The organism is Flavimaribacter sediminis (assembly GCF_019492055.1).
In the GTDB taxonomy this organism is placed as follows: domain Bacteria; phylum Pseudomonadota; class Alphaproteobacteria; order Rhizobiales; family Rhizobiaceae; genus Flavimaribacter; species Flavimaribacter sediminis.
Map to the genome: position 1 here is coordinate 234,371 of NZ_JAICBX010000002.1, position 26,264 is coordinate 260,634.

Sequence of the window (26,264 nt, forward strand, 5' to 3'; positions counted from 1 at the left end):
TCAGATTCCCGCCAGCGTCATTCCCTCGATGACAAGGGTGGGCGAAGCCGTTGGAAAGCTTCTGTCGATGTCGTTGGCGGCTGTCATGCGCTTGAACATGTCCTTGAGATTCGAGGCCACAGTGACCTCGGAAACCGGGTAGGTCAATTGCCCGTTCTCGATCCAGAATCCGGACGCGCCCCGGCTGTATTCGCCGGTGATCATGTTGACGCCCTGCCCGATCACTTCGGTGACGTAGAAACCGTTTTCGATCTCGCCGATGAGTTCTTCCGGCGAACGGCCGCCAGGCTCCAGGGCGAGATTGGTCGAGGACGGGCTTACATTCACGCCGTTGCGCGCGCCGCGTCCGTTCGTCTTCAGACCCAGCTCCCGCGCGGTTCCGGTGGACAGGAACCAGTGTTGCAGGACGCCGTCCCTGATCATTTCCAACCGTTCGCCACGCACGCCCTCGCCGTCGAACGGACGGGACGCCGAACCGCGAACGATCAGGGGATCGTCGGTGATGGTGATCGACGGAGCAAGCACCTGCTGGCCCATGCTGTCGCGAAAGAAGCTGGTTTTTCTGGCGACGGCCGCGCCATTGATGGCGCCGCCGATATGGCTTGCGACGCCACGCGCGACGCGCGGATCACAAACGATCGGAACGCCGGTTCCGGTCGCGGCCTTGCGCGGATTGAGACGACGCACTGTGCGCTCGCCCGCAGAGCGACCGATCTTTTCCGGGCTTTCCAGCGCGTCGTAATAAACCCCGCTGTCGAATTCGTAGTCGCGCTCCATGCCGGTGCCCTCGCCGGCGATCACGCTGACCGATCGTCCGAAGCTGCTTCGCCGGTAGGCGCCGGAAAAGCCGTGCGACGTCACCAGCACCACGCCGACCATGCCGGTGGATGCTCCCGCGCCGGAAGAATTGCTGACGCCCGGCACCTCCAGCGCCGCATTTTCCATGGCGAGCGCGGCGTCGGTCAATTCATCCGCGGTGACCTCGGTCGCGTCGAACAGGTCCAGATCGATGGTGTCCCGCGCCAGATTTTCCGGATCGGCGAGCGTCGCATACGGATCTTCCGGCGAAACCTTCGCCATGGCGACGGCCCGCTCGGCAAGCGCCGTCATGTCCGCCCTGGCGTTCGCCGAAACGCTCGCCAACCGGTTTCCCACGAAGACGCGCAGCGAAAAACTGTCGGCTTCCGAGGCGTCGGTGCTTTCCACCTTGCCCATGCGCACGCTCACGGAGACCGATTGTCCGCTGGCGACGACCGCGTCGGCCCGATCGGCGCCGGCCCGCTTTGCCTGCTCCACAAGCAATTCGGCCTTGCCCAACAATTCACTGGTCTTGTCCTGCTGCAACATCAAAAAAGCCTTTCCGTTGGGCATCATTTATGGTCAAGGCGGTTCGGCATCAAGCGTAAACCGCCGGAGATCGCAGCATCACTGCGCATCATTCCGGCAATAACCTGCAGGCATGGGGAAAATTTCATCAATATTACTATATTGCCGTTAACAGGGGCTTTTCCAAAGCTGTGGTAAACCGGACGCATCCAAAGCGAGGGACTGACATTCATGCCGGAACACGACATGCATTATTTCCGCGAGGCGCTGATACTCCTCGCCGGCGCAGTAATCGCAGCGCCGCTAGCCAAGCGCCTCGGCCTTGGAACCGTGCTTGGCTATCTGTTCGTCGGAATTCTGCTTGGCCCCATGTTGCGAATCGTGATTGGCGGCGGCGAGATCCTGAATTTTGCGGAACTCGGCGTCGTGCTTCTGCTGTTCATCATCGGGCTTGAACTCAAGCCTTCCCGGCTTCTGTCCATGAGCCGAGAGATTTTCGGGCTTGGACTTGCGCAAGTGGTCGTCACCGGGCTTGTGCTGATGGGGCCGATCCTGCTTCTGAAACTGACGTCGTTCAACGCGGCGATCATCATCGCCTTCGGCCTGGCCCTGTCCTCGACCGCATTCGCCCTGCAGATTCTCGAGGAACGCGGCGAACGCAACACGGCAGCCGGACAGCGGGCGTTCTCCATCCTGCTTTTCCAGGACCTCGCGATCGTTCCCCTGCTTGCAATCATTCCCTTGCTGACGCCCTTCAGCGCCGAGGGGAACACGAACCCCCTTCTGGATTTCGGCATCGCGATCGCAGCCATCGTCGCGCTCTTTATCGCAGGCCGCTACATCCTTAACCCGATTTTTCAATTGATCGCCACGTCTGGCGCGCGCGAGGCGATGATCGCGGCGGCGCTCCTCGTTGTTCTAGGATCGGCGAACCTCATGCAATTCGCCGGCCTCTCGATGGCCATGGGCGCATTCCTTGCCGGCGTTCTGCTCGCCGAATCGTCCTACCGGCATGAGCTCGAAGCCGACATCGAACCGTTTCGCGGGATTCTGCTTGCGCTTTTCTTCATGGCCGTCGGCCTGTCGCTCAATCTGGACGTGGTGGTCGAGAACTGGCTGATGATCGCAATCGCCGTGCCCGTCATCATGATCATCAAGAGTCTGCTGATCTACATATTGTGCCGCCTCTTTGGATCGAGCCACAACGCCGCAATCCGGATCGCCGGCCTGCTGCCGCAAAGCGGCGAGTTCGGGTTCGTCATCTTCACGGCGGCGGCGACCGCCGGCATCTTTTCCTCCGACACGGGGTCGCTGCTGATCGCCATCGTGACGGTCACCATGGCGCTGACGCCCTTTACCACCATGCTGGCTGAACGGTTGCAGACGGCCAGCGAGCACGAAGAACTGGAGGAGAATTTCGAGAACGCCGGCTCCGATGTGCTGATGATCGGCTTCTCGCGCTTTGGACAGATCGTGTCGCAGACGCTGCTTGCCGGTGGAACGGACGTGACGATTATCGATCATTCCGCTGACCAGATCCGCAGCGCCTCCAAATTCGGCTTCAACATCTATTTCGGCGACGGCGCCCGCAAGGACGTGCTCCTGGCGGCCGGCGTCAAGCGGGCGAAGGTGGTGGCGGTGTGCACCCACGGACGGGCGACGACTGACCGTATCGTCAACCTGATCCAGGCCGAATTTCCCGAGACGCGATTGCTGGTCAGGGCCTATGACCGCGCCCACACGTTGTCGCTGCGGGACCGCGGCGTGGACTACGAGATCCGCGAGACCCTGGAATCGAGTTTTGTCTTCAGCCGAAAGACACTGGAGATGCTCGGCATGGACGAGGAGATCGCCGACGAAATCGTCAGCGACACGCGCCGCAGGGACGAAGACAGGCTGAAGGTGCAGGCGATCGAGGGCTTCTACGCCGGCAACGATATGTTGCACACCCGTCCGGTTACGCCAGAACCGCTGATCAAGCCGAAGCGCGCCGCCGAACGCATCGACCTGAAGGATTCAGAAGCCGAAGCGGCCGAAGCAAAGAATCAGTAGACTTCTTCGTAAGCCTTGCAGATCTCGGCTTCCGTCTTGCCTTCAAGCACCTTCATCTCGCCGAGCTTGTGCTGGCGGTAGACGTCCGCGAAAGCGCCCGGAAACCAGCCTGTGACAATCTCGTCGGACGAAAACCGATCGAGCGCCTCCACGAGCGTCTGCGGCAACCTGACGAAACCGCGCGAGGCGAGGTCGTCGGCCGAGAGAAGCGACAGGTCCTCTTCCGTGGCTTTCGGGCACTCCAGGCCTTCCTCGACGCCCTGCACGCCCGCATGGATAATCGCGGCCAGCGCAAGATAGGGACTTGCCGCGGCGTCGCCCGCCCGGAATTCGAAATTGAACTGCTCGGCGGGATCGACATCGCTTAAGTCGCTTGTCGGACAGATCCGCACGGACGCCTCGCGATCGCGAAAGCCCAGATTGTTGAAGGCGGCGCTCCAGCGGTGCGGCGTCAGCCGCGTGTAGGAGACGACGCTCGGAGCCGTCAGGGCGACGATCCGGTCGAGATATTTGAGAACGCCGGCGATGAATTGTCCGGCGACGGCGCTGAGGCCGTATGGACCATTGGCGTCCCAGGTTCGTCCAGCGCCTGAGGAATCCTGCAGGCTGAGATGAATATGAACGCCGTTGCCGACCCCTGCGGGATCGCGAAGCGGCGTAAAGCTGGCGCGGCGGCCGAGGCGCGCCGCCGTTTCCTGTACAAGTTCGCGGACAATTGCGGCCTGGTCCGCAATCCGCGTCTGCGTCGACGGTCCAATGGTCACCTCGTATTGATCGGCGCCGTATTCCTTCATGAAGGTGTCCGCCTTCAGCCCGGCTTCGCCAAAGATCGAGAACAGGGTTTCGGCAAAGACTCTTTCCGCGCGAAACCCGGCGGTCGTATAGGCGCTGCCAGGCGGGCAGCCGCCATCGACGAACTGGAATTCATGCTCGAATGCGCCCTTGAGCTGCAATCCCGTCGCCTTTTCGAGACGCGCGAGCGCCTGTTTCAGGATCGAGCGCGTGCAGCATTCCCAGGGTTCTCCGGACGTCGTCAGGATATCGCCGATAACGAATTGCTCCGCCGGACCGTCGTCGCCGAAATCCGCCCGGACGAGCGCGGACGGATCGGGAATGAGCACAAGATCGCCCAACGCGCCGTAGGGACTTTCGGCAATAACGTCGAAACAGGTGATCTGAACATTGGTCGGCGTCCATCCGACGCCCCGCTTCAGTCGCTTTTCGAATTCATGCGCGGCGAAGGCCTTTCCGCGCATCTTGCCCGCGAGGTCGCTCGTCGCAGCGATGATCATCGGTTCATGTCTCATTATTCGTCCATTTCCTGATCAAGTCTGAAGCCATCCCACTGGCCTATTCTGTTTCTGGTCGCCTCCCAGTCCTGCTCGGATACATGGGAGATCATCGCCTCGACAAGCGCAACAGCTCCGCAACTGGAATCCCACGCCGTTCCACTCTCAATCGGCAATGCAAGCACTTCCGTTGCATGGCGGGCGATCGGCGAAAGCCACTTGTCGGTGATCACGATCACCTGCGAACCGCGTTCGCGGGCGGCCATGCCCGCCAATTTTTCCAGCCGCGGATCGTAACGCCGGAAATCCATCATGATCAGGATGTCCTGTGAACGCATGCGCAGCAGATATTCCGGCCAAACCTCCGGATCGGGCGGCATATGATAGACGTCGCGGCGAATCTGGCGCAGATGCCGCCCGAGATATTCCATCACGGTGTCGCTGATGCGTCCGCCGATCAGGTAAACTGCTCGCTTCTTGTCAGCCGTCAACGCGCATACGCGATTGAACTGCGCTTCCGTCACCGCCTTGGACACCTGCTGCAGGAGCAGCGAGGTGCTGTTGAGGTAGCCTTCCAGAAATCCGCTGCCGATCGGCTTGGTGCGGCGGCGCAGTTCGACCGGCGACTGCTGCCCTTCCTTGAGTTCGCCGATGAGACGGCGCTGGAAATCCTGGTAACCGTTGCAGCCAAGCTTCTGAATGAAACGGGTGATGGTCGGCGCTGAAATATGGGTTTTCTCGGCGAGCGTCTGTATTGGCTCGAGCCCGGCGAACGGATAGTCCGCCAGCAGCGCGGACGCCAGTTTGCGCTCCGTCGCCGTCAGGCTTTCGGATATTTCCCCGATTTGCTGTCGCAGGTCCATTGCAATGTAATCCCTTGCAGAGCCCAAACTCTCACTTTGAAAATATTTCGTCAATATCGAATAATTCGTTGACATTGATTGAATGTTTTCATCTACTGCCTCTCAACCAGAGGGCACCAAACATATGACGTCCTATGCCATGAGGCATGATTCTTCGCTGTTGCGGAATGACGATCCACAACCTTTCGAGGTTGTGAACGGTGACAGTCCATCCCCCGTCGTGCTTGTGTGCGAGCACGCAGGGCGCGCCATTCCCTCCGACCTCGAGCATCTTGGACTGGCGCCGCAGATCATGGACATGCACATTGCCTACGACATCGGAGCAGGCAATGTGGCAAGGCTCGTCGCAGACGCGCTCGATGCGCCGCTGGTGCTTCAACCCTACAGCCGGCTGGTGATCGACTGCAATCGTCCGGTCGAAGCGGCCGATGCGATCCCGGAAACCAGCGACGGCGTGGTTGTTCCGGGAAACCGGAACCTGTCTCAAGACAGCCGCAAACGCCGCGTGGAAGCAATTTTCGAACCCTTTCACCGGACAATATCCGATCTGATCGAGAAGTCGCACCGCACGACCCTTATCGCCATTCATAGTTTCACCCGGCAATTCAGCGGACTGCAGCGCCTGTGGGATGTCGGCTTCGCCTTTCGCGCCGATCGACCGACCGCCGAGTTTCTCGCCAACCAGTTGCGCCATCGAGACCCTTCGCTTGTGATCGGCATGAACGAGCCCTATGCCATCGACGCCTCCGACTGGTCGATCCCGGCGCACGGAGAGGGGCGTCAACTCGCGCACAGTTTGATTGAAATCCGCAACGACCACCTGCGCGACGCCGCCGGCCATCGCCGATGGGCGAACCTGCTCAGCGGCGCCATCGAGGAACTGGCTTCAAGAAAGGCGCCGTCATGACGTTGACCCGCGACCTGCCTCTCACGCCCGAGCAATCCGCGCTGCTGTTCATAGATGTCCAGAATTTCTGCGCACGACGCGACGGCGGCGAATTCAAGCACCTCGATGACGCCGAGTTCGACGCGAAATATGGCTGGTTCTACGACCAGTTCAGGACACGCGTGTTGCCCAACATGCAACGCCTTCAGAAAGGATGCCGCGGCGCCGGGATCGAAGTGCTCTACACCACGATCGAGAGCCTTACGAAAGACGGGCGCGATCGCAGTCTCGATTACAAGATCACCGGATTTCATGTTCCCAAAGGATCATGGGACGGCAAGGTTATCGACGAACTGGCGCCGAGCGACGACGAAATCGTACTCCCGAAATCCTCATCATCCGTCTTCGTCTCGACGCATATCGACTATCTCCTGCGCAATCTCGGCGTCCGCCAACTCGTCATCAGCGGTCTTGTGACGGATCAGTGCGTGGAGAGCGCTGTCAGGGACGCGTGCGACATTGGCTATCTGGTCACCCTCGTCACCGACGCATGCGCCACCTATTCGCAGTTTCGGCACGACCATTCGCTTTCGGCGATCAGAGGCTACTGCCGGCAGGTGACTACCGATCAACTTCTCAAAGAACTTGGACAGGAGGCAGCATGAGCAACGCTATCGAAGCCGTCTGGAAGGCAATCGACGACGATCCGGATTTCGTTCTCGAACTGACGCAGAAACTGGTGCGGGTTCCCTCGGTCAATCCGAAATTCCAGGTCGATCCGGAACTCAACCGCGAACCGGAAGTGCAGGACATCGTCCAGCAGCAACTCGAAAGCGACGGATTTACGACGGAACGCTGGGACGTGTTCCCCGACCGGCCCAACGTTATCGGCGAATGGGAAGGCTCTGACGAAAAGAGTCTGATCCTGTGCGGTCACATCGATGTCGTCCCGGTCGGAGACGATTCAAACTGGACCAAGGAACCCTTCGGCGGCGAGATCGCCGACGGCCGTATCTGGGGTCGCGGCGCCATCGACATGAAGAGCGGCGTCGCCGCCTGCATGGCTGCGGCGCGCGCCATCCGCAAGGCCGGCGTCGAACTGGACGGCCGGCTGGCGATCCACAGCGTCGTGGACGAAGAGGCCGGCGGTTTCGGCGCCATCGATATCGTCCGCAACAAGAGACTTGCCAAACGGGCGATCATAGCAGAGCCCACCTGGGGCAATGTGGTGCCGGCAGAGGGCGGATTGACCTGGGCGCGTGTCACCATTTTCGGAAAGCAGGCGCACGCCGGATGGCGATTCAACTCGATCTGGCCGCAGGCGCATACCGCGGATCGGGTCGAGCCTGGCGTCAACGCCATCGAGCTGGCGAACAGATTCCTCAACGCCCTGCGGGACTTTGAGGCGAGCCGGTGCCGCGATCACTGGCATCCGCTGGTTCCCGCGGGTCTTGCGACGATCAATCCAGGCGTTATCCGCGGCGGCGCGGGGATGGGCGAAGACGGCAATCCGATCATCATGTCCAACGCCGCGATCATCTCCGACGTCGTGACGATCGATCTCGACTACAAGTTCATGCCCGACGAGAATTTCGAGGACGTGAAGGCCGAATTCGAGGCGTTCCTGCTGAATTTCGCGGCCATGGACCCGTGGATGCGCGAGCACCCGCCGAAAGTTCTCTGGGACCTGTTTGACCTGAATTTCCCGCCGATGAACACGCCGGTCGACCACCCGCTCGTCACATCCATCTGCGAGCGGGCCGGTCAGGTCCAGAAGACGGCGCCGGTCGTCAAGGGATTCGAGGCCGTGACCGACGCCGCCCACTATGCGGGCGCCGGGGTGGACGCAGTGATATATGGCGCCACCGGAGACGGCTTCCACGCCTATGACGAATGCGTCGATATCGAAAGCCTCATCGACGCGACCAAGGTCATCGCCGCGGCAGTGATCGACAATTGCGGCACCAGATAATGCAAACCCGATCAACAAGGAGAAAGCTATGTTGAACAGACGAATGCTGCTTGGCGCTGCTTCCGCGCTGGTTCTGGCCTGCTCGGCAGGCATGGCGCAAGCCGATGTCGTAAAAATTGGTGTCCTGGCGCCGGTCACCGGCAAGGCCGCGGCCGACGGACAGGAAATGGTCAACGGCGTCCAGCTCGCCGTCGACGAACTGAACGCCAAAGGCGGGATCGACGGCAACACGTTCGAAGTCGTTGTCGGCGATGTCGGCGAGGCGAGCGCGGACGCGGTCGCTACCGCCGCCGAACGCCTGCTCGGCGATCGCGACATGGGCGCGATCATGACCGGTTACGCATCCGGCTCGAACTTCGAAATCGAGATGATGGCCGAACAGGACATGATCTATCTGATTTCAGCGAACTCGGCCCAGACGGAGGGAATCATTGCGCCCAGCCCGGACGATTTCATGACGGTCTGGTCAACAACGCCTTCCTATGACGGTTACAACACAGAAATCGTGCCGGTGATCGAGGGGCTCTCCGAAAGCGGCAAGCTCAGCCTTCCGAACAAGAAGGTCGCGATCATCTCATCCGACAATCCCTATTCCACGACGATAGCCGAAGGCATGGTTGAATCGTTCACCAAGGCCGGATGGGATGTCACGGAAAACGATCTCGTTCCCTTCGGCGAGATCAATGACTGGCGCGCCTTTCTCGCCAAGATCCGTCAGGATCCACCGGCCGTTCTCATCAACACCGACTATGTTTCAGCCAACGCGGCGACCTTCATGACGCAATTCATGGAAGACCCGACAAACAGTCTCGTCTTCATCCAGTACGCGCCGTCTGTTCCGGAGTTCCTGGAACTGACGAAGGAGAAATCCTCCGGCGTGGTCTACAATCTGCTGGGCGGGGTGCTGAACACACCAAGCAATCCGCGCGCCGCAGAAATCCTCGAGAAATACAAGGCGGCCTACGGAACTGAACCAGGCACCTACGGGCCTGCCCTCTACGAACAGGTGATGATCTACGCAGACGCGCTCGACCAAGTCGGCGATCCTTCAAAGAAGCTCGAAATCGGCGAAGCGATCGGCAAGACGAAAAAGCAGACCGTCAGCGGCAACATCCAGTTCGACCCCGCGACACACCTGTCGGTCCAGAGCAATGACGGCGTGCCGATCCAGTTCTACCAGATCCGCGATGGGGAGCGCATCCTGTTCTATCCGGACAAGTACGCAACGGGTGAGTTCGAACAGCCGTCCTGGATGAAATAGCAACCGAAAAGCCGGGTCGAAGCAATTCGACCCGGCGCCCGACCGGTAGTTTCAATGACCAATGCGATAATCGAGGTTGTGGACGCCTGCAAATCGTTCGGAGGCCTGAAAGCCGTCAAGGACGTGTCCTTCACCGTAGGGACCGGAGAAATATTCGGCATCGCCGGTCCGAACGGTTCGGGCAAGAGCACGCTGTTCAACCTCATGACCGGCATCCCCTACGGACCGACAAGCGGTGAGATCCGTTTCGACGGGAACCGTATCGATCGCAAGCCCGCCCATGCGATCGCCCGATCCGGGCTCTGCCGGACATTCCAGAAGGATGCGGAGTTCCCCGATTTGACCGTACGGGAAACGCTGCTGGTCAGCGCCGTTTACAACGGCGACCTGTCGGCCTCAAAGGCGACGAACGAAGCGCAGAGCGTTCTCGAACTCGCGCAGTTCGACCCAAACCGCGTGGACATGCTCTCAAGCGAGCTCTCCGTTTATGAAAAGAAGCAACTCATGATCGCATCGGCCCTGATCTCGAAGCCGAAGGTTCTGATGCTGGACGAGCCTGCCTCGGGTTTGACGAAACCTGAAATCGCGAAGCTCGACGCGTTGCTGCTCGGCGTGAACCGGGCGGGCGTCACCATTCTTCTGATCGAACATGTGCTGAGCCTGCTGCTCTCCGTGTCGCAACGGCTGATCGTGCTCAACCAGGGCGCCATTCTGGCGCAGGGTCTGCCGGCGGATGTGGTCAAGGACCCGGCCGTCGCGGAAGCCTATCTCGGAGGCGGCGTCTGATGGAACGGCTTCTCGAGGTGACTGACCTTTCCGCAGGCTATGGCGCCGTCACCGTGCTTCGAGGCGTCGATATCCACCTGGACGCGGGCGAGAGCATTGGCCTGTTCGGTCCGAACGGACATGGCAAGACCACGCTGCTCAAGACTATTTCAGGCCTGATACGGCCGACAGCGGGCGCCATCCGGTTTTCAGGAAATGACATTACGAAGGCGAGACCGTCCAATATCGTCAACGCCGGGCTGATCCACTCTCCGCAAGGCAACACGCTGTTCGGCGACATGCAGGTGCATGAAACGCTCGAACTGGCGTCGATTGCGAAGCGGGCGAAAGGCGGCAGTCGCAAGAACCTGAAATCCGTCTTCGAACTGTTTCCAAGGCTGGAAGAGCGCCGGACGCAAAAGGCGAGAACCCTGTCGGGCGGCGAAAGGCAGATGCTTTCGATCGGCTGCGCGCTGATGTGCGTTCCCAAACTGCTGATGCTGGACGAACCGACGCTGGGCCTTTCGCCGCGCCTGAAGAAGGAACTGGCCGCCGCTGTCGGCGACATCGCCAAAAGCGGCGTGCCGCTGGTGGTCGTGGAGCAGGACGTCGAGTTCCTGATGGCGTTGACGGATCGGCTCTACATGATCGAGCACGGCGAGGTCGTACGGGAGATCGACAAGGCCAATGCGCCTGACCACGAGGAGGTCATGAAACTCTATTTCGGCGAGGTCTCCCATTGATCGACACGCTTATTGCAACTCTTGTTTCGGGCCTTGTTCTCGGCTCGCTCTACGCCCTGATGGCGAGCGGCCTCAGCGTGGTGTGGACAACGCTCGGCGTCTTCAATTTTGCGCATGGCGCCTTGATGATGATCGGGGCTTTTCTTGCGTGGACGCTGGTTGAGCCAGTGGGCCTGCCTTTGCCGGTTGGCATATTGTGCGGCGCGCTCGGCGCCGCCGCCCTCGGCATCGTGATCGAACGCCTGCTTGTGCGACCCTATTACGGCAACCGCAACATGCTGCTGATTACGGTGATGACGACGCTCGCGGCGATGATCATCATGGAAAAAGGCGCCCAGATGATCTGGGGGGCGCGGCTGAAACAACTGCCGCGACTGATCGACGGCGAGATTTCGATCGCAAGCGCCACCATCTCCGCCCATGAAGCCGTGATGATCCTGCTTGCGCCCCTCGTGCTTGCCGCCATCTGGGCCTTCACCGTCAGAACCAATATCGGCCGGTCGCTCAGGGCGGTCGGACAGAACCAGGATTCGGCGGCGCTGATCGGCATCAACGTGCCCTTCGCCTTTGCGCTGGCTTTCGGGCTTTCGGCGGCGCTGGCGGGCCTGACGGGCGCGCTGCTCGGCTCGATCCGCTTCATCACGCCCGCCATGGGCGCCGATCCGCTGACCAAGGCGATGATCGTGGTGATCTTCGGCGGGCTTGGCAGCCTGGGCGCGACCGCCGGCGCCGCCTATCTGATCGGTCTCATCGAAGCCATCCTCGTCCTTTGGCTCGGGCTCTACTGGACGCCCTTCGTGCTGTTCCTGATCATGATTGTCGTCCTTGTCTTCAGGCCGAACGGAATATTCGGAGGCAACCAATGACCCCGATGATCAGGAACGTCGTTCTGCCACTGGCGGCGCTGATTGCGTTGGCGCTTACGCCGATCTTCGTGATCGACAGCTATACGCGCCACCTTTTCATCATCGCCTTCATTTACGCGATTATCGCATCGAACTGGAATTTGAGCCTCGGCCAGTGCGGGGTCTTCAACTTCGGCCATCTGACATTCTTCGGCGTGGGCGTCTACACGGCGGCGATCCTCGCCAAGACGGTCGGGCTCAATCCACTTCTGGCGATCGCCGCTGCCGGCGTCACAGCGCCAATCGTCGCTTTTCTGATGGCGGCGCCGGTCGCCCGACTGAAGGGCATCTATGTGGTTCTGGTAACCTTCGCCTTCAGCCAGCTCGTCATGCAGCTTGTGCTGAGCCAATCTCAGATCACCGGCGGAGCCGAGGGCATGGTGCGCATCCCCTATCTGAAGATCGGAGACTACTCCTTCATCCGCGACTACAAGCTCGGATACTACTATCTGTGCCTCGGCCTGCTCGTCGTCTCCACCATATTCCTCATTCTGATCGCCCGCTCCCCCTTCGGCAAATCCCTCAAGGCGGTGCGCGACGCGGAAGACTACGCCGTGTCGCGCGGAATATCGGTGTCGCGGCAACGCGTGCTGACGCTGGCGCTCAGCGCCATATTTACCGGCGTCGCCGGCGGTTTCTACGCGATCTATCTGCGGGTCGCCTCTCCGGAAGTATTCGGTTTCGGCACCTTGACGCTTGCGCTGTCCATGCTGCTGATCGGAGGCGTTGGAACCACCTACGGACCGATTGTCGCCGCGCTCGCCATATCCTTCGCAACGGAATCGCTGGCCGGAATTCGCGGCTTCGAGGAGGCGCGATACATCGTCATCGCCATCGCCATGATATTGGTTCTGCGGCTTGCGCCCGAAGGCATTTTGGGATTATTCAGGCGACTTACGGGATAGCGGCGCGCTGCCGAACCGAATTGTCTTGCGGGCTTTGACTGGCGACCATACCGGTCTATAGCTGGCTGGTTTCTTCAAAGCGAGTCTCTCATGCTTGTCTCCGCGCCGTTCGCGGCCGCCCTTGCCCTATCCTGCAAGAATCCTGCTCCTCACGCGACTGTCGACCGATGAGCGCGCCTGCGAAATTCGTCACCGGCTCGACGATGCGCCATGTCATCGTGATGGCGGCGACCGGCTCGGTCGGCCTCGTCTCGATCTTCATCGTCGACGCCCTGAACCTGTTCTACATTTCCCTGCTCGGCCAGTCGGAACTCGCCGCCGTGATCGGCTACGCGGGAACGCTGATTTTCTTCACCGTTTCGATTTCCATCGGAATGTCGATCGCCGGCACCGCGATCACGTCGCGGGCGCTGGGCGCGGAGGATCGGGAGCGGGCGCGAAGGCTGGCCGGGGCGAGCCTGTTTTTCACCGGTCTGACGACAACGCTGTTCGTCTCCATCGCCTTTCCGTTTCTGGATGTTCTGGTCGGAATGCTGGGCGCAACCGGGAGAACCGCGGCGCTGACCGTCGAATATATGCAAATCGTTTTGCCCTCCCTTCCGGTGATCGCAGTCGGCATGAGCATGGCCGGCCTGTTGCGTTCGACAGGAGACGCCAAGCGGGCGATGTTCATCACCCTGATCGGAGGCGCGGCGACGGCCGTGCTCGACCCGATTTTCATCTTCGCCCTCGATCTCGGCATTCATGGCGCAGCCTTGTCGACCGTGATTTCGAGGTTCACGATCGTGATCGCCGGCTACTATTTTCTGCGCAGAATCCACGACCTGCTCGCCTTGCCGTCCCTTGCCGTGCTCACCCGTTCCATGCGGCCCTATTTCGCGGTCGCCGGGCCGGCGATCATGACGCAGCTCGCAACCCCGGTCGGCAACGCCTTTGTCACCTTCGAAATCGCGTCCTACGGAGATTCCGCTGTCGCCGGCTGGGCGGTGGTGGGGCGGATAATTCCGGTGGCGTTCGGCGCGCTGTTCGCAATGTCCGGCGCGGTCGGCCCGATCCTTGGGCAGAACTACGGCGCAAAGCGATATGACCGTCTGCGCAGCACGATGCGCAATTCCTATTTTCTGATGACTGTTTATGTCGCGGTGATGTGCGTCATTCTCGCGCTAGGCCGCAACCAGATCGCAGCGCTCTTCGACGCGACCGGCGAGGCCGGCGATCTCGTCCGTTTCTTCTGCCTGTTCGTCAGCTTCTCGTTCCTGTTCAACGGCTTGCTGTTCGTCTCAAACGCCGCCTTCAACAATCTGGGCTACGCGTTCTATTCGACGCTGTTCAACTGGGGACGGTCGGCGGGCGTGATACCGCTGGTGTGGCTGGGATCCTGGCTCTACGGCGCCGAAGGGGCGCTTGCGGGCTTCGGTCTGAGCGGCGTTATTTTCGGACTTGGCGCCGCCTTTACCTGCCTGAAGGTGATCGACCAGATCGCAAAGACGAAGCCGCCCAAACCACCGCACGCGCCGGACATCCGGTTCCCGCCGGCCGCCAATTCTCCGTTCACCAGCGGCAAGGCTGCAACCTGAATTTATGGATTGGCCTTGCCTGCAAAGGCCATGATCGCATCGAGCGAATATTTCAGCTCGTCGCGAATCGGGGTCGTGGCTTCGAGAATTTCATCCGCCTTGAAGAAATCGAGCACCCGGAAGGCGCTTACGTCCGGTCGCAGGAAAATATGTGGGCTCGCGGCCTTGAGCTTCATCGATATGATCGACTGCATCATGATCTGGCTCGATCCGTAGATCAGGTCGACCGTCGTCGGGCAGTCCTCGCTCGTGCCGCTCGGCCTGCCCACGACATCGATGCCGATGATGATGTCGGCCAGACCGGCCAGATGGTCGTAGGGAACGGGATTGAAGATGCCGCCATCGATCATGTAGCGGTTGTTGCAAAGCACAGGCCGGAACAGGGCCGGTATCGCCGACGAGGCGGCGATCGCATTGTGGAGATCTCCGCTCGTGCAAACGGCCTCTTCCTGCGCGTAGAAATCGGTGACGATGATCTTCATCGGGATCTTGAGATCCTCGAAGCGTTTGGGCACGCTTTCAGGCAGGAAGGCCGGCAGGGTCCGCTCGATATTGAACTGGCCGAGACGAAATCCGCCGGAGAACATGTCGCCCATGCTATAGGGCCGCGATCTCCAGATGCGGCTGATGACTTCGCTGCGCTTCGAAAAGACGGCCAACATGCTTTCGCGAACCTCGCGACCCGTCATGCCCGCGGCCATGCCCGATCCGAGGATAGACCCTATCGACGCCCCGGAAATCGCCACCGGTTTGATGCCCAGTTCGTCGAGCACTTCGATGACGTGAATATGGGCGACGCCGCGCGCGCCGCCAGCGCCGAATGCGACGGCGACCGTTGGCTCGCCGGAGATGCGGTGGACGGACGACAGATCTTCCGAAAGCGCTGGCTGGCTCTGCATAATCGGCTTTCCCGGATCGCGCGGCGACGGACGGACAATCCATCCGGCCGGCATAGGTCGAATGTGCGCTGTTCGCGGCGGGAGTTCAAGAGCAGTGCGACAAACAGGCACGGTCGCAGTCAACGCGAAGGACGCTCAATCCGGCTCATGGATATAGAAATGCATCGCGGTGTCGCCAAAAGCGCGTCGTTCCAGCAACCGGTAGGCGCTGTCCACTTCCGGCGTGACGGTCGCGCGTTCTTCCAGCACCGCAAGAGCGCCGGCCTTGAGCCAGCTTCCTCGCGCCGCCGCATCAAGCGCGCGCTCGCCGAGACCCTTTTCGTACGGTGGATCGGCAAAAAGGATATCGAATGGCTCCATTGCCGGGATATCGCCGAGGGCCGTGGCGTCGCGCCGGTAGAGTTTCGACCTGCCCTGCGCATGCAGGGCGTCCGCATTGGAACGGATGAGCGCGCGCCCTTCTGCGGATTGTTCCACGAACAGGACGAATGACGCGCCGCGCGAAAGGGCTTCAAGACCCACTGCGCCGGTTCCGGCGAACAGGTCGAGGACCCGGCTGCCTTCCACGTCTATTTCGAGTCCGTGGGCAAGAATGTTGAACAGCGACTCCCGCGCACGGTCCGTCGTCGGACGGATCGACGCGCCTTTGGGCGCGGCGAGCCGATGACCGCGATGACTACCGCCGACGATCCGCATCGCTTCCGCGCGGCTTGCGTCCGGCCGGACGGGGTTTCGACTTGCCGGCGCCCATTTTCGCGCCCGGCTTGCCGGAGGATTTCCTGGAGGCCTTCTCCGGGCCAACCGGACGCGCGCCCGGCGCCATCCAGACGTTGGAGCCGCGATTGCGTTGCGGCGCGGGTTTGCGCTGCGGCTTGTCGTCCTCGCCGAAGGAAGACTTGCCGCCTCGGTTGTCGCCGCCGTCAGGCCTGCCGCGTTTCATGTCTCCGGCCCGCTCGGTGCGGCCGTCGGGTTTCTTGAATTCCTTGCGCGGACGCTCCGGCTTTTCGGCGTCCGGACCATGCTTGAGCAGCGGCGCGTCGAAATTGGCGCCGGCCGCCAGCGCGAGACGTTCGCCCAATTGCTCGCGCAGCAGGCGGCTGCGCACTTCCGATACCCCGCCTTCCGGCGTGTCGCCGAGCTGGAACGGACCGTAGGAGGTGCGAATGAGACGGTTGACCTCAAGGCCAAGGGCGCCAAGCACGTTCTTGATCTCGCGGTTCTTGCCTTCGCGCAGACCCATCGTGATCCAGACATTGGACCCTTGAACGCGGTCGAGCGTTGCTTCGATGCCGCCATAGAGCACGCCGTCGACAGCAATGCCTTCCTGCAGCTTGTCAAGTTCAGCCTGCTCGATCTTGCCATGGGCGCGCACGCGGTAGCGGCGCAGCCATCCGGTCGAGGGCAACTCGAGCGTCCGGGCGAGGCCTCCGTCGTTGGTCAGGAGCAGCAAGCCCTCGGTGTTGATGTCGAGACGACCGATCGACATGACGCGCGGCATCGTGTTGGGGAGTTTTTCAAACACCGTCGGACGGCCTTCGGGATCCTTGTGCGTCGTCACGAGGCCAGTGGGCTTGTGGTAGAGCCAGAGCCGGGTCCGCTCGATCGCGCGGATCGGCGCGCCGTCGACCTCGATCCGGTCCTTCAGCGTGACGTTGACGGCCGGCGACTGCAGCACCTCGCCATTCAGGCTGACGCGGCCCTCGGCGATCATGCGTTCGGCGTCGCGACGCGACCCGACGCCAGCGCGCGCGAGACGCTTTGCGATGCGTTCCTCGCTCGTTTCGTCGACGCTGACAACCGGCGCGCGATTTGATTTTGCGGCAGGCTTTGAGGCCGGTTTTTTACCTCCGCGGCCCGGACCGCCTTTTGCGCCGCCCGGCCTTTTGCCAAATTTCGGTGATTTGGCTTTAGGGGACCGATTTTCCACCATCTATTGATTCCTATCAGGAGCAAGTTGCTCTATTACACCGGAATATGTCGACGACAATGCGTTTTATGGATGTGGCGCTCGAAGAAGCCAGGCTCGCCGCCGAACGCGGCGAAGTGCCGGTGGGCGCCGTGATCGTCCACAGGGGCGAGATCGTCGCGCGTTGCGGAAATCTTACACGCGCCACGAGCGACGTGACGGCCCATGCAGAAGTTGTGGCCATCCGAAGCGCCGGGGAGATGCTCGGGAGCGAGCGGCTTTGCGAATGCGACCTTTACGTCACGCTGGAGCCTTGCGTCATGTGCGCCGCGGCGATTTCCTTCGCCCGCATCCGGCGGCTGTATTTCGGCGCAGAGGACGCCAAGGGCGGCGGCGTTGTCAATGGCGTGCGGTTCTTCGATTCCGCAACCTGTCACCACCGTCCTGAGGTCTATTCCGGATTCTCCGAAAAAGCGGCTGAAACCATGCTCAAGTCGTTTTTCGCCGAACGCAGGCAGCGCTGATCAGGCGATCAGAAGGGCCAGAGCTTGAAGCTCTTTTTCTCCTTGGCTTCTGCTTCGCGGCGCTTTTCCTTGTCGTATTCGGTTTCACCCAGTTCGCCGACAGGCGCCGTGTCCGCCGGTTCGCGATAGGCCATGGGCGGATCGCTCAAGGTGCGGCGGTCCGAATAGGCGCCCTTGGAGTTGGCCTTGGCTTCACGGAATTGCTGCCACTGTTCACTGGTGACGTTGTCGTCAGGGCTCGCCAGCGGCGACGTGTACGGTTTCTTGTCGCGATTGACGGAAGCCGTCTCGCGCAGACGCGTCCTGGTTTCTTCCGGCGATTCAAGCCAGGCGGGATTGTCTTTCGAGGCCAGGCTCTGCTGCGGTTGCGGCAGCGTGGCGCCTTCCGGCGGCTCGACAATTTCCGGCCGCGGATTGTATTCGGTCTTCTGGTTCTTGCCCGGCGTGCCTATCGAGGCGATGCTGGTGATGTCTTGCAGCAACTGCACATTCTGCGACGTGCCCGTGCCGTAGGTCGGACCGCCGAGGCAGCCCGAAAGGGCGGCTGAAACCGCTGTCGCACCGGCAATGACGCAACCCGACCGGAAAGTACTTCGCTTCATCTAACTGGTTATCCCGTTTCCCACCTGACGTCCCTCAGGACGCATGCCTATATTCCACCCGTCCAACTCGTGTCCGGTTTGACTGTCGAATCCGGCAATATTTGGGAGAGTTGTAACCGATTTTGGCGTCCGCCGCAAATTTGAAGCGGTAAATCCGGTTCCAACTCTCCCAGAAGTCGATCGTCCGGCTATTCCAGCCTGCCGAGCGCCTTCAATTCATGCAGCGCCGCCGCGTCGCGCGCCGAAACCTCCGGAAACTCCGGGTCCGAGCCCACATCGTTGGTCAAACGCCATGAACGGGCGCATTTGCGGCCATTCGCAAGCGCCGGCTCGACGCTCACGCCTGCGACTTCCGGCATCCGGAAGGCGGCGGACGGACCTTCACCGTCCTTTACCACCACGCCTGAGGTGATGCAGATCTCCTCGAAATCACGCCCTTCGAGCGCTTTACGCAATTCTGCGTCGGCGATGTGCACAACGGGCGCCGCCTCAAGCGACGAACCAATCCGCTTTTCGCGACGCTCGATCTCGAGGGCGCCGGTCACGACCCGGCGCACCGTGCGAATGCGGCGCCAGGTGGCTGCGAGCGCTTCGTCCAGCCATTCGGCCTCGACAGCCGGAAACTGCGCCAGATGAACGGATGTCGCATCCGGATACCGCATCAGCCAGGCCTCTTCCATGGTGAAAGGCAGCATAGGCGCAAGCCAGCACGTCAGGCAGTCGAAGATCTTCCTCACGGTCTGCAACGCGGCTTTCCTGCGGATGCTCGAAGGCGCGTCGCAGTAGAGCGCGTCCTTGCGGATATCGAAATAAAAGGCCGATAAATCCACGCTCGCGAAATCGATGAGCGCGCGGGCGATCGTCTTGAAGTCGAAATCGTCATAGCCGCGATTGACGAGGGCCTCGAGCTCGACCAGCCGGTGGAGCATGTATCGTTCGAGCTGCGGCAAATCGGCGTAGGCCACTTCGTCGCCCTCGTCATGCGAGAGAGTTCCGAGCATCCAGCGGATGGTGTTGCGCAGCTTGCGGTAGGCGTCGATGTTGGTCTGGATCGTCGCCTTGCCGAGACGCTGGTCTTCCCAATAGTCCGTCGTCATCACCCAGAGGCGCAGGATATCGGCGCCGGACTGGTTCATGATGTCCTGCGGCGTGACCGTGTTGCCCTTGGATTTGGACATCTTTTCACCGTTCTCATCCATGGTGAAGCCATGGGTGACGACGGCGTTGTAGGGCGCGCGGCCGCGCGTCGCGCAGCTTTCCAGCAGCGAGGAATGGAACCAGCCGCGATGCTGGTCCGAGCCTTCGAGATAGACATCGGCGGGCCATTTCAGGTCAGGCCGGTCTTCCAGAGTAAATGTGTGCGTGCTTCCGGAATCGAACCAGACGTCAAGAATGTCGGTGACCTTCGTCCAGCGATCCGTGTCGTCGCGACCTTCCAGGAACCGATCCTTCGCCCCGTCCTCGAACCAGGCGTCCGCTCCCTCTGCCTCGAAAGCCTCGAAGATGCGTCGGTTGACCGTTTCGTCGATGAGGATTTCGCCGTCTTCATCCACGAATACGGTGATCGGCACGCCCCAGGCGCGCTGGCGAGACAGCACCCAGTCCGGCCGCGTCTCGATCATGCCGCGCAGCCGCCGCTGTCCGCCGGCGGGCACGAAACGCGTGTCGTCGATCGCCTTCAGCGATCGCTGACGCAACGTCGCGCCATCTGCAAATTCCTTGTCCATATGGACGAACCATTGCGGTGTGTTGCGGAAGATCACCGGCTTTTTGGAACGCCAGGAATGCGGATAGGTGTGTTTCAGCCGGCCTCTGGCGAACAGCATATCGGCGGCGATCAAAGCGGCGATCACGCGCTTGTTGGCGTCGCCCTTCTTGCCCTTGTCGTCGATGACACGGGCTGCGCCATCCGCCGAATCCGGACCGAAGCCCGGCGCGTCCTTCGTATAGTAGCCGTCGTCGCCGACCGGAAAGGGTATCGCCACGTCGACGCCGCGCGCGGCGAGTTCGCGGGTGTGATCCATCCACGCCTCGAAGTCCTCGCGGCCGTGGCTCGGCGCCGTGTGCACGAAGCCGGTGCCGGCGTCGTCGGTGACATGATCGCCTTCAAGCAGCGGCACCGGAAAATCATAACCAATGTCGCAGAGCGGATGCGCGCATGTGAGATGCCGCAACTCGTCGCCGGTCACATCGCGCAGCCGGCTGTATTCCAGTTTCGCCTTGGCGAAGCTTTCCTCTGCGAGCGCGTCAGCGAACACCAGTTTCTCGCCCGGCCGGGGTCCGAAATCATTCTCGGCCGCCGTGACTTCATAGAGGCCATAGCTGATGCGCGGCGAAAAACAGATTGCGCGGTTGCCCGGGATCGTCCACGGCGTGGTTGTCCAGATGACCACGAACGCGCCCTGCAACTCCGCGACCTTTGCGGCGAGATCGGCTGAATCCGGCTTCGCACCCCATTCGATGACGGGAAACTTCACCCAGACCGTGTCGCTTTCGTAATCCTGATACTCGACTTCGGCCTCGGCGAGCGCCGTCCGCTCGACAACCGACCACATGACGGGTTTCGAACCACGATAGAGCTGGCCGAGTGCGGCGATCTTCATCAGTTCGCCGGCGATACGCGCCTCGGCGTGGAAATTCATGGTCGTGTAGGGCTGTTCGAAATCGCCCTCGATGCCGAGCCTGTGGAACTCTTCCGTCTGGACTTCGATCCAGTGGCTGGCGAACTCGCGACATTCGCGCCTGAACTCGTTGATCGGCACTTCGTCCTTGTTCTTGCCTTTGGCCCGATACTGCTCCTCGATCTTCCATTCGATCGGCAGGCCGTGGCAGTCCCAGCCCGGCACATAATTGCTGTCATAGCCGCGCATCTGGAAAGAGCGGGTGATGACGTCTTTGAGAACCTTGTTGAGGGCATGGCCGATGTGGATGTTGCCGTTGGCGTAGGGCGGTCCGTCGTGCAGCACGAATTTCGGCCGGCCGGCGGCTTCCTCGCGCAGTTTGCGATAGAGGTTCATTTCCTTCCAGCGCTTAACAAGATCGGGCTCCATCTTCGGGAGGCCGGCGCGCATGGGAAAGTCTGTCTTCGGGAGGAAGAGCGTGCGTGAATAGTCCAGTTGTTCTTTGGTGTCGGTCATCGGTTTTTCGGTTCTGATCTGGTCCGCCCGGCTGTCGCCGTTGCGGTTCTGACGCGCAGCGTCGGAATGCAGTGTGTGTGGATTGATCGCGCCCTCTGGACGCAACGGAGGGTTCCCGGACTTCCTTGATCAGGAAGCCGGGCCGATAATTCGTATCGTGCTGTTCAATCCGAAAGCGGCCTTCATAACGAGAGGCCTTCTATCAACGCTCTTTGCAGGAATAAAGGCTTTTCTCGGCCGACAGCGACTTTTGGCCTCAGATTATCCTGAAAGCGGGACCGTCATGTCGAGCGGTCCTAGTGTGGTGGATTTGACGTTCCTTACAATGTAGCAGCTGTCTCATACAGGAACTTCAAATCCGTAAACCACACTAGAATCATTATCTTGCTAGTGCCCTCATCGAATCTGAAGTTCGAATAGAGCGTGCTGCGGGATGTAACGAACTTCAGATTCGGGGCGCCAGTTGGGGCGCGCCGGACAGCGCCGCGCGAGCCTCCTCGGCGTCCAGGTTCATCTGGCTCGTCAAGGCCTCAAGACTGTCGAACTTTTCTTCCCCGCGCAGCCAGGAGACGAAGGAAACACTGCAGGTCTCGCCGTAAAGGTCGCCTTCGAAATCGAACAGATATGTTTCGAGCAGAAGCGCGCCGTCTTCATCAACGGTGGGCCTGCGTCCGAAACTCGCGACCCCGTCGAAAAGCGCGCCGTCGGAACGACGAAACCGAACCGCGTAGACGCCAGGCTTCAGCATAGCGTGGTCCGGCATGCGCATATTGGCCGTCGGAAATCCGAGCGTCCGGCCAAGTTGCTTGCCGCCTACGATTTCCTCCTCCACGGTGTAGTGGTAGCCGAGCAGGCCCGACGCCTCGGCTACCCGACCTTCGGAGAGGAGCTGGCGAATCCGGCTTGAAGACACGACTTCGCCGTTCTCGTCCTCGAACGACTCCACCTCTGTCACGCCGAAGCCGAAACTTTTCCCCGCCTCTCGCAAATAGTCCGGCGTTCCCGCCCGCGCCTTGCCAAAATGAAAATTGAAGCCGGTGACCGCATGGGTGAGACCAAAACCGTCCACCAGTATGTCCTCGATGAAATCGGCGGCTTCCATTGCCGCGAATGCGCGGTCGAAAGGCATCTCGACGACGGCTGCGAAACCCAGCCTTTCAATGAGATGCGCCTTGAGCGGCGCGGGCGTCAGACGAAAGACCGGATTGTCGGGCTTGAAAACGGTTTTTGGATGCGGTTCGAAGGTCAGAACGACGGCTGGCGCATTTTTTCGGGACGCGATCTCGAGCGTCTCCCCGAGAACGGCCTGGTGGCCGCGATGGAGTCCGTCGAAATTTCCGATGGCGACGACGCCGCCTTTCAGCGAAGGCGGCAGGCCGGTCGTCGATTGAGTTCGAACGAACGCTGTCATGCTTACCTCAAGCGCGGCATCCAGCCCACCGGCGTCATGCGATGTTCGGCGAGAAACGTGTCGAGCGCGGTTTCGTCAATCACGCCTGATCGAGAGTAGATCGCGGCGTGTATTCCGAGCGCAATATATATGACGTCGAGCCCGAAATCATGCGCGCCCCTGATATCGGTCGGCATGCCGTCGCCGATGGCGACCACGCGCCCGGGATCGACAGGTCCCCTGACGGTTTCTGCCGTTTCCAGCGCCGCCTTATAAATAGGTCTGTGCGGCTTTCCGGAAATCCTTGTCGCGCCGCCCATTCTTTCATAGAGCGCCGCGATCGCTCCGGCGCAGGGCACCAGCTTGTGACCGCGCTCGACCACGATATCCGGGTTGGCGCACACGAACGGCAGATCCCTGGCTTTGGCCTGTTCGAGCATCGGGAGGTAATCTTCCGCCCGCTCGTTCTCGTCATCCCGCAAGCCCGCGCAGACGACGGCGTCCGCCTCTTCAATCTCGACGCAGGAAACATCAAGACCGTCGAGCAGGCTCTGGTTCCAGTCTGCGCCGACGAAATGAATGTTCTTCGGACCGTCCTCGATCAGCGCCCGCGTCACGTCGCCCGACGTGACGATTGCATCGTAGCTCTCCGCGCCAACGCCAAGCCCGGCGATCTGCAGGCCGACATCCGCGCTGAGCCGCGGTGAATTCGTGATCAGGATGACGGACCCGCCCTCGATCCGGAAGTTTCGAAGCGCCTCGGCGGCGGGCTGGAACGCCTCGACGCCATTGTGCAGCACACCCCAGACGTCGCACAAAACCACATCATATTGGCCTTTGCTGTCAGCCAGGCGATCGATCTTTGCCACCATGAATACTATTGCCTTCAGGACGTCCGGAACTCTGTTTCGCGCCATGACCTTGCGCCCCGGCGCGGGCAAGGCAGACATTGACCAGCAGCGGCGAGAAAACAAGTCCCCGCCGGCAAATTAATTAACCGCGATCCGGGAATTGCTGTTGACCCGGACCAGAGGCTCGCGTTATCCGGCGACCCGAGCGACGCCCCGGTTGAAAGGTTCTCAACCGCGAACTGAAAAAGCGGCGCCGAAATCCTTGACACCCGGCGATATCGATCTTATGTCCCCCTGCAAATTAGCACTCGCATTTGATGAGTGCTAATTTTCGAGAGCCGGACACAAGTCCGCATCTGTAACCTATTGAGGGCAAAGACGATGACAGACGTCAATTTCCGTCCATTGCATGACCGTGTGGTTGTGCGTCGCGTAGAGTCTGAAGAAAAGACTGCTGGCGGCATCATTATTCCCGACACAGCCAAGGAAAAGCCGTCCGAAGGCGAAATCGTCGCAGTCGGATCCGGCGCGCGCGACGACAGCGGCTCCATCATCCAGATGGACGTCAAGGTCGGCGACCGCATCCTGTTCGGCAAATGGTCGGGCACCGAAATCAAGCTCAATGGCGAAGACCTTCTGATCATGAAGGAAAGCGACATCATGGGCGTAGTCGGCTAATCCCCGAATACAAGTCAACCAATCCCCTTCTGAACGAGGGCCACAAGGCCCGGAAATGAGGAAACATGTCAGCTAAAGAAGTCAAATTCAGCCGCGACGCTCGTGAGAAGATGCTGCGAGGCGTCGACATTCTCGCAGACGCTGTAAAGGTGACGCTCGGCCCGAAAGGCCGCAACGTGGTCATCGACAAGTCGTTCGGCGCTCCGCGCATCACCAAGGACGGCGTAACCGTCGCCAAGGAAATCGAACTGGAAGACAAGTTCGAGAACATGGGCGCACAGATGGTGCGCGAAGTCGCATCCAAGACCAATGACGAAGCCGGCGACGGAACCACCACGGCGACCGTTCTGGCCCAGGCTATTGTCCGCGAAGGCGCAAAGGCCGTCGCAGCCGGCATGAACCCGATGGACCTGAAGCGCGGCATCGACCTCGCAGTCAGCGACGTCGTTAAAGACCTTCTCAACAAGGCAAAGCCGATCAACACGTCGGAAGAAGTCGCACAGGTCGGCACGATCTCCGCCAACGGCGAAAAGCAGATCGGCGAAGACATCGCAGCTGCAATGCAGAAGGTCGGCAATGAAGGCGTCATCACCGTCGAGGAAGCCAAGACCGCCGAAACCGAACTTGAAGTCGTTGAAGGCATGCAGTTCGACCGCGGCTACCTTTCTCCCTATTTCGTCACCAATGCCGAAAAGATGATCGCCGAGCTGGACGACTGCTACATCCTGCTCCACGAAAAGAAGCTCTCGAACCTTCAGGCCATGCTGCCGATCCTGGAATCGGTCGTTCAGTCCTCGAAGCCGCTCCTGATCATTGCTGAAGACGTCGAAGGCGAAGCCCTCGCGACTCTCGTCGTCAACAAGCTGCGCGGCGGCCTCAAGATCGCCGCTGTCAAGGCTCCGGGCTTCGGCGACCGCCGCAAGGCCATGCTTGAAGACATCGCTATCCTGACCGGCGGTCAGGTCATCTCCGAAGATGTCGGCATCAAGCTTGAAAACGTCACGCTCGACATGCTCGGCACTGCAAAGCGCATCTCGATCTCCAAGGAAAACACCACGATCGTCGACGGCGCAGGCAAGAAGGCCGAAATCGAAGGCCGTGTCGCCCAGATCAAGGCGCAGATCGAAGAAACCACTTCCGATTACGACCGCGAAAAGCTGCAGGAACGTCTGGCGAAGCTCGCCGGCGGCGTTGCTGTGATCCGCGTTGGCGGCGCAACCGAAATCGAAGTGAAGGAAAAGAAGGACCGCGTCGACGACGCTCTGAACGCAACCCGCGCGGCCGTTCAGGAAGGCATCGTCCCGGGTGGCGGCGTAGCGCTTCTTCGCGCTTCCGCCAACCTCACGACCAAGGGCGAGAATGACGACCAGGAAGCCGGCATCAATATCGTGCGCCGCGCTCTGCAGGCTCCGGCCCGCCAGATCGTCACCAACGCCGGCGATGAAGCATCGGTCGTTGCAGGCAAGATCCTGGACACCAAGGACGACAACTACGGCTACAACGCCCAGACGGGCGAGTATGGCGACATGATCCAGATGGGTATTGTCGATCCGGTCAAGGTCGTTCGCACCGCTCTGCAGGACGCAGCGTCGGTTGCCGGTCTCCTCGTCACCACCGAAGCCATGGTCGCCGAAGTTCCGAAGAAGGAATCCGCGGCTCCGGCTATGCCCGGCGGCGACATGGGCGGCATGGGCGGAATGGGCTTCTAAGCCAGCGCTCTTCGCACAGACTAT

21 protein-coding genes and 2 pseudogenes are annotated in these 26,264 nt (G+C 60.9%); 13 read left to right on the forward strand and 10 right to left on the reverse strand.

The features are described 5' to 3' along the window. On the reverse strand, positions 1 to 1,347 hold the full coding sequence (locus tag K1W69_RS09350) for a TldD/PmbA family protein (RefSeq protein ID WP_220228101.1): 1,347 nt from the start codon (positions 1,345 to 1,347) through the stop codon (positions 1 to 3). Between the two features lie 210 nt (positions 1,348 to 1,557). Here K1W69_RS09350 and K1W69_RS09355 point away from each other — a divergent pair, with 210 nt between their 5' ends. Then, on the forward strand, positions 1,558 to 3,378 hold the full coding sequence (locus K1W69_RS09355) for a monovalent cation:proton antiporter-2 (CPA2) family protein (RefSeq protein WP_258570967.1): 1,821 nt from the start codon (positions 1,558 to 1,560) through the stop codon (positions 3,376 to 3,378). Here the strand turns inward: K1W69_RS09355 and K1W69_RS09360 are convergent. Both K1W69_RS09360 and K1W69_RS09365 read right to left on the reverse strand, forming a co-directional pair. Continuing rightward, entirely contained in the window at positions 3,372 to 4,685 is a 1,314-nt protein-coding gene (locus tag K1W69_RS09360) for a glutamine synthetase family protein (RefSeq protein WP_220228102.1), read from the reverse strand. The genes K1W69_RS09355 and K1W69_RS09360 overlap by 7 nt on opposite strands. Then, complete coding sequence (locus tag K1W69_RS09365) at positions 4,685 to 5,530, reverse strand: MurR/RpiR family transcriptional regulator (RefSeq protein ID WP_220228103.1); 846 nt, start codon at positions 5,528 to 5,530, stop codon at positions 4,685 to 4,687. Before K1W69_RS09365 ends, K1W69_RS09360 begins: the two co-directional genes overlap by 1 nt. A 124-nt stretch (positions 5,531 to 5,654) precedes the next feature. On the opposite strand from K1W69_RS09365, the gene K1W69_RS09370 reads away from it, so the two are divergent. The 9 genes and pseudogenes from K1W69_RS09370 (at position 5,655) to K1W69_RS09410 (ending at position 14,544) form a co-directional block, all read left to right on the forward strand. Further along, positions 5,655 to 6,437, forward strand: coding sequence for an N-formylglutamate amidohydrolase (locus K1W69_RS09370; protein WP_220228104.1), 783 nt, complete (start codon positions 5,655 to 5,657; stop codon positions 6,435 to 6,437). Further along, positions 6,434 to 7,081 carry a cysteine hydrolase family protein gene (locus K1W69_RS09375; RefSeq protein WP_220228105.1) on the forward strand — a complete coding sequence of 216 codons (648 nt, stop codon included), beginning with the start codon at positions 6,434 to 6,436 and terminating at the stop codon, positions 7,079 to 7,081. The genes K1W69_RS09370 and K1W69_RS09375 overlap by 4 nt, the downstream gene beginning before the upstream one ends. After that, positions 7,078 to 8,388: a M20 family metallopeptidase gene (locus tag K1W69_RS09380; RefSeq protein ID WP_220228106.1), complete on the forward strand. Its 1,311-nt coding sequence runs from the start codon at positions 7,078 to 7,080 to the stop codon at positions 8,386 to 8,388. Before K1W69_RS09375 ends, K1W69_RS09380 begins: the two co-directional genes overlap by 4 nt. 28 nt (positions 8,389 to 8,416) lie before the next feature. Continuing rightward, on the forward strand, positions 8,417 to 9,649 hold the full coding sequence (locus K1W69_RS09385) for an ABC transporter substrate-binding protein (RefSeq protein WP_220228107.1): 1,233 nt from the start codon (positions 8,417 to 8,419) through the stop codon (positions 9,647 to 9,649). 54 nt (positions 9,650 to 9,703) lie between these two features. Further along, complete coding sequence (locus K1W69_RS09390; protein ID WP_220228108.1) at positions 9,704 to 10,435, forward strand: ABC transporter ATP-binding protein; 732 nt, start codon at positions 9,704 to 9,706, stop codon at positions 10,433 to 10,435. Then, the gene (locus K1W69_RS09395) at positions 10,435 to 11,157 is read left to right on the forward strand and encodes an ABC transporter ATP-binding protein (protein ID WP_220228109.1); all 723 of its coding nucleotides are present in this window, start codon (positions 10,435 to 10,437) and stop codon (positions 11,155 to 11,157) included. Before K1W69_RS09390 ends, K1W69_RS09395 begins: the two co-directional genes overlap by 1 nt. Then, positions 11,139 to 12,023, forward strand: a pseudogene (locus K1W69_RS09400) (branched-chain amino acid ABC transporter permease); the annotation flags it as partial. The gene K1W69_RS09395 and the pseudogene K1W69_RS09400, both read left to right, overlap by 19 nt. After that, complete coding sequence (locus K1W69_RS09405; RefSeq protein WP_220228110.1) at positions 12,020 to 12,967, forward strand: branched-chain amino acid ABC transporter permease; 948 nt, start codon at positions 12,020 to 12,022, stop codon at positions 12,965 to 12,967. The pseudogene K1W69_RS09400 and the gene K1W69_RS09405, both read left to right, overlap by 4 nt. Positions 12,968 to 13,134: 167 nt before the next feature. Further along, entirely contained in the window at positions 13,135 to 14,544 is a 1,410-nt protein-coding gene (locus tag K1W69_RS09410; protein ID WP_258570969.1) for an MATE family efflux transporter, read from the forward strand. A 2-nt stretch (positions 14,545 to 14,546) separates the two neighbouring features. On the opposite strand, the gene K1W69_RS09415 is transcribed toward K1W69_RS09410, so the two are convergent. The 3 genes and pseudogenes from K1W69_RS09415 to K1W69_RS09425 form a co-directional block, all read right to left on the reverse strand. Next, complete coding sequence (locus K1W69_RS09415) at positions 14,547 to 15,443, reverse strand: patatin-like phospholipase family protein (RefSeq protein WP_220228111.1); 897 nt, start codon at positions 15,441 to 15,443, stop codon at positions 14,547 to 14,549. A gap of 135 nt (positions 15,444 to 15,578) precedes the next feature. After that, positions 15,579 to 16,139, reverse strand: coding sequence for a 16S rRNA (guanine(966)-N(2))-methyltransferase RsmD (rsmD, locus tag K1W69_RS09420; protein ID WP_220228112.1), 561 nt, complete (start codon positions 16,137 to 16,139; stop codon positions 15,579 to 15,581). Beyond that, positions 16,132 to 17,373 (reverse strand): annotated as a pseudogene (locus K1W69_RS09425) (pseudouridine synthase); the annotation flags it as partial. The gene rsmD and the pseudogene K1W69_RS09425, both read right to left, overlap by 8 nt. Positions 17,374 to 17,429: 56 nt before the next feature. On the opposite strand from K1W69_RS09425, the gene K1W69_RS09430 reads away from it, so the two are divergent. Continuing rightward, positions 17,430 to 17,873, forward strand: coding sequence for a nucleoside deaminase (locus tag K1W69_RS09430; protein ID WP_258570970.1), 444 nt, complete (start codon positions 17,430 to 17,432; stop codon positions 17,871 to 17,873). 8 nt (positions 17,874 to 17,881) lie between these two features. On the opposite strand, the gene K1W69_RS09435 is transcribed toward K1W69_RS09430, so the two are convergent. The 4 genes from K1W69_RS09435 to K1W69_RS09450 form a co-directional block, all read right to left on the reverse strand. Further along, a complete protein-coding gene (locus K1W69_RS09435; protein ID WP_220228115.1) occupies positions 17,882 to 18,475 on the reverse strand; it encodes a hypothetical protein in 594 nt (197 codons plus the stop codon). Positions 18,476 to 18,663: 188 nt separating this feature from the next. Beyond that, on the reverse strand, positions 18,664 to 21,612 hold the full coding sequence (gene ileS, locus K1W69_RS09440; protein ID WP_220229279.1) for an isoleucine--tRNA ligase: 2,949 nt from the start codon (positions 21,610 to 21,612) through the stop codon (positions 18,664 to 18,666). 445 nt (positions 21,613 to 22,057) lie between these two features. Next, on the reverse strand, positions 22,058 to 23,023 hold the full coding sequence (locus K1W69_RS09445) for a bifunctional riboflavin kinase/FAD synthetase (RefSeq protein ID WP_220228116.1): 966 nt from the start codon (positions 23,021 to 23,023) through the stop codon (positions 22,058 to 22,060). Between the two features lie 2 nt (positions 23,024 to 23,025). Continuing rightward, on the reverse strand, positions 23,026 to 23,874 hold the full coding sequence (locus tag K1W69_RS09450; RefSeq protein ID WP_220229280.1) for a TIGR01459 family HAD-type hydrolase: 849 nt from the start codon (positions 23,872 to 23,874) through the stop codon (positions 23,026 to 23,028). A 360-nt stretch (positions 23,875 to 24,234) separates the two neighbouring features. Here K1W69_RS09450 and groES point away from each other — a divergent pair, with 360 nt between their 5' ends. Continuing rightward, on the forward strand, positions 24,235 to 24,531 hold the full coding sequence (gene groES / locus K1W69_RS09455) for a co-chaperone GroES (protein ID WP_220228117.1): 297 nt from the start codon (positions 24,235 to 24,237) through the stop codon (positions 24,529 to 24,531). Between the two features lie 65 nt (positions 24,532 to 24,596). Beyond that, positions 24,597 to 26,240 carry a chaperonin GroEL gene (groL, locus tag K1W69_RS09460; RefSeq protein ID WP_220228118.1) on the forward strand — a complete coding sequence of 548 codons (1,644 nt, stop codon included), beginning with the start codon at positions 24,597 to 24,599 and terminating at the stop codon, positions 26,238 to 26,240. Positions 26,241 to 26,264: the final 24 nt, after the last annotated feature.